General features: G+C 67.8%; 3 protein-coding genes. All 3 read right to left on the bottom strand.

The genetic code is table 11. The features are described from left to right. Positions 1–1,059: ABC transporter ATP-binding protein (locus tag M6444_RS14785; RefSeq protein WP_363326384.1), on the bottom strand; the 1,059-nt coding region annotated here is incomplete at its 3' end. A gap of 65 nt (positions 1,060–1,124) precedes the next feature. Continuing rightward, positions 1,125–2,858: an ABC transporter ATP-binding protein gene (locus M6444_RS14790; RefSeq protein ID WP_298328868.1), complete on the bottom strand. Its 1,734-nt coding sequence runs from the start codon at positions 2,856–2,858 to the stop codon at positions 1,125–1,127. A gap of 21 nt (positions 2,859–2,879) precedes the next feature. Further along, a partial coding sequence (locus tag M6444_RS14795) for a TetR/AcrR family transcriptional regulator (RefSeq protein ID WP_298328870.1) occupies positions 2,880–3,410 on the bottom strand: 531 nt, incomplete at its 5' end.

Below are 3,410 nucleotides of genomic sequence, written 5' to 3' on the forward strand. Positions count from 1 at the left end.
CGACTGCACCAGGTTCGCCATCGACGCCAGCTGGGCCAGCGGTTGGGTGAACTGCTGGGAGTAGTGGATGAACGCCTGCACCTCGCCGAGGCTCATCGAGCCCGACGCCACCCGCAGCCCGCCGATCACGGCGACCGCCGCGTAGTTCAGGCTGCCAAGGAACATCATCGCCGGCCGGATGATCCCAGTGATGAACTGCGCGGCGAAGCTCGCTTTGAACAGCCGCTCGTTCTTCTCCTGGAACTCGCGCTCGCTGGCGTCGTGGCGGCCGAAGACCGTGACCAGCGTGTGCCCGGTGTGCGTCTCTTCGACGTGCGCGTTCAGCTCACCGGTCTCGCGCCATTGGGCCACGAACTCCTTCTGCGAGCGTTTGGCGATCCGGGCGGTGATCAGAACCGACAGCGGAACCGTGATCAGCGCGATCACGGCCAGTAGCGGCGAGATCACCACCATCATGGTCAGCATGCCCAGCACCGTCAGCACGGACGTCAGCAGCTGGCTCATGGTCTGCGAGACGCTCTGCGAGATGTTGTCGATGTCGTTGGTCACGCGGCTGAGCAGGTCGCCACGGGCGTTCCGGTCGAAGTAGCTCAACGGCAGCCGGTGGATCTTGTCTTCGACGTCCGAGCGCAGCCGCAGCATCGTGCGTTGCACGACGATGTTGAGCAGATAGGCCTGCAGCCACGAGAACAGCGCCGCGCCCAGGTACAACGCGAGCACCCCGAGCAGCACCCAGCGCAGCGCATCGAAGTCGACGCCCTGCCCCGGGGTCACGTCCATGCCGGCCACCATGTCGGCGAACGTGCCCTGTCCCCCGGCCCGCAACTGCTCGACCGCCTGCTCCTTCGTCACTCCGTCGGGCAGCCTGCTGCCCACGAAGCCCTGGAAGATCAGGTCGGTCCCTTCACCGAGAGCACGCGGACCGAGCACGTTGAGCAACACCGCCAGCACGGCCAGCGCAATCACCAGGGTGACTCCACGGCGCTCCGGGCGGAGCCGGGCGAGCAAGCGGCGCGCCGAGGGTCCGAACTCCATCGGCTTCTGCGGCGGCGCACCCATACCGGGCCCGCCGGAGCCGGGTGCTGGCGCGCGGGTGGTGGTCGAGGCCGGGCTCTTGGCCGTGCTCATGCCGCTTCCTCCGCACTCAGCTGAGACTCGACGATCTCGATATAGGTCGGGCAGGTGGTCATCAGCTCGTCGTGCCGGCCGATGCCGACGACGACACCGTCCTCGAGCACGACGATCTGGTCGGCATCGAGCACCGTCGACACACGTTGAGCCACGATCACCACGGCCGAGGCCGCCGTGTACGGGCGCAACGCGGCGCGGAGCCGAGCGTCGGTGGCGACGTCGAGCGCGGAGAACGAGTCGTCGAACAGGTAGATGTCCGGCCGGCACACCAAAGCGCGCGCGATGGCCAGGCGCTGGCGCTGCCCACCGGAGACGTTGGTGCCGCCCTGGGCGATGGGCGCGTCGAGTCCCTCGGGCATCTCTTCGACGAAATCCCTGGCCTGAGCGATCTCGAGCGCCTGCCAGAGTTCGTCGTCGCTGGCCTCCGGCCGCCCGTAACGCAGGTTGCTCGCGACCGTGCCCGAGAACAGATACGGCCGTTGCGGCACCAGCCCGATGCGCCGGCGCAACACGTCCGGGTCGGCCTCCCGGACGTCGACCCCGCCGACCAGCACCGCACCGGCGGTGACATCCATCAGCCGCGGCACCAGGTCGATCAGCGTGGACTTTCCCGCCCCGGTGCTGCCGAGAATCGCCGTCGTCTCCCCCGGCCCGGTCGTGAACGACACGCTGTCGAGCACCGGTTCATCGGCTCCGGGGTAGGTGAACCCGGCCTCGCGAACTTCGAGCGCGGCGGGACTGGCCAGGTCGGTCACCGGCCGCGACGGCGGTACGACCGACGATTCCGTGTCGAGAACCCCGGTGATCCGCTCGGCCGCCACGGCGGCGCGCGGCACCATCATCACCATGAACATCGCCATCATCACCGACATCAAGATCTGCATGAGGTAGGTGAGAAAGGCGGTGAGAGCTCCCACGTCCATCTGGCCGCTGTCGACGCGCATCCCGCCGAACCACAGGACCGCGACGCTCGAGGCGTTGAGCACGAGCATGACGAACGGGAACATCAGCGCCATCAACCGGCCCACCCGCAACGCGGTGTCGGTGAGCGCAGCGTTCGCCTGGCCGAAGCGGTGCTGCTCGTACGGCTCGCGCACGAACGCACGCACCACCCGGATACCGGTGATCTGCTCGCGCAAGACCCGATTGACCACGTCGATGCGTTCCTGCATGGCGCGGAACTGCGGCACCATCCGGCGCGCGATGAGCAGGACCCCGATTCCCAGGACCGGAACGGACACCAGCATCAGCGACGACAGCTGCACGTCTTGGCGCAGCGCCATGATGATGCCGCCGACACACATGATCGGCGCCATGACCAGCATGGTGGTGGTCATCATCACCAGCATCTGGACCTGCTGGACGTCGTTGGTGTTGCGGGTGATCAGCGACGGCGCGCCGAAGCGTGCGACCTCACGCGCCGAGAACAACCCGACTTGGTGAAAGATTGCGGCCCGGACGTCGCGCCCGAGTGCCATGGCGATGTAGGCACCGTGGTAGACCGCCGCGATGATGGTCACCACCTGGACCAGGGTCACACCCAGCATCCATACGCCGGTCGAGACGATGTAGCCGGTGTCGCCCCGGGCGATTCCGTGGTCGATGATGTCGGCGTTCAGGCTCGGTAGGTACAGCGCGGCGAGCGTGCCGAACAGCTGCAGGACCACCACGGCGGCCAGGCGTGAATGGTAGGGCCGCAGGTAGGTCCGCAAGAGGCGGATGAGCATGGGTGGGCTCCCCGGGTCGGGTCAGAGGTTCGCGTCGCGCAGAACGCCGTGCAGCAGCAGGTCGACGACCTCGGCCGGCGTGAGCGGGCGGTCGTCGTTGATGAGCGGATGGAAGCCGGCGAAGCAGAGCACCCGCAGCTGCCACGCCGCTTGGACCGGCGTGACCCGCAACCGGTGCCGATCCGGTTCGAGCAGCGCCTCGATACGCGCCATCATGCCGGCGTGCAAGGGCGGCTCGTGCCGCCTGGACTCGTCGTCACCTGGCGGCCGGGCGAAGCCGACGGCGGTCATGAACTGGAACACGCTGGTGAGGCGTTCGTTCATGATCTCGACGACCACCAGCAGCCGTTGTTCGAGCGGGAGCTCGCGATCGACGGCATCTAATCGCCGCTCCACGTCCCCGGGGTCCATCACCGCGGCGACCACCTGGTCCAGCAGCGCCTGCTTGTCGTCGAAGGCGCGGAAGATCGTGCCTTCGGCGATGCCCGCGGCTTCGGCGATCTGCCGCGTGCTGACGTCGAAGCCGTGCCTGCGCACCAGCGGGATGGTCGC

Source organism: Haloactinopolyspora sp. (assembly GCF_027324685.1).
GTDB lineage: Bacteria > Actinomycetota > Actinomycetes > Jiangellales > Jiangellaceae > Haloactinopolyspora.

Bases quoted from the DNA above. Each gene is read 5' to 3' on its own strand.
- M6444_RS14790 (WP_298328868.1), bottom strand. From the start codon at position 2,858: ATGCTCATCCGCCTCTTGCGGACCTACCTGCGGCCCTACCATTCACGC.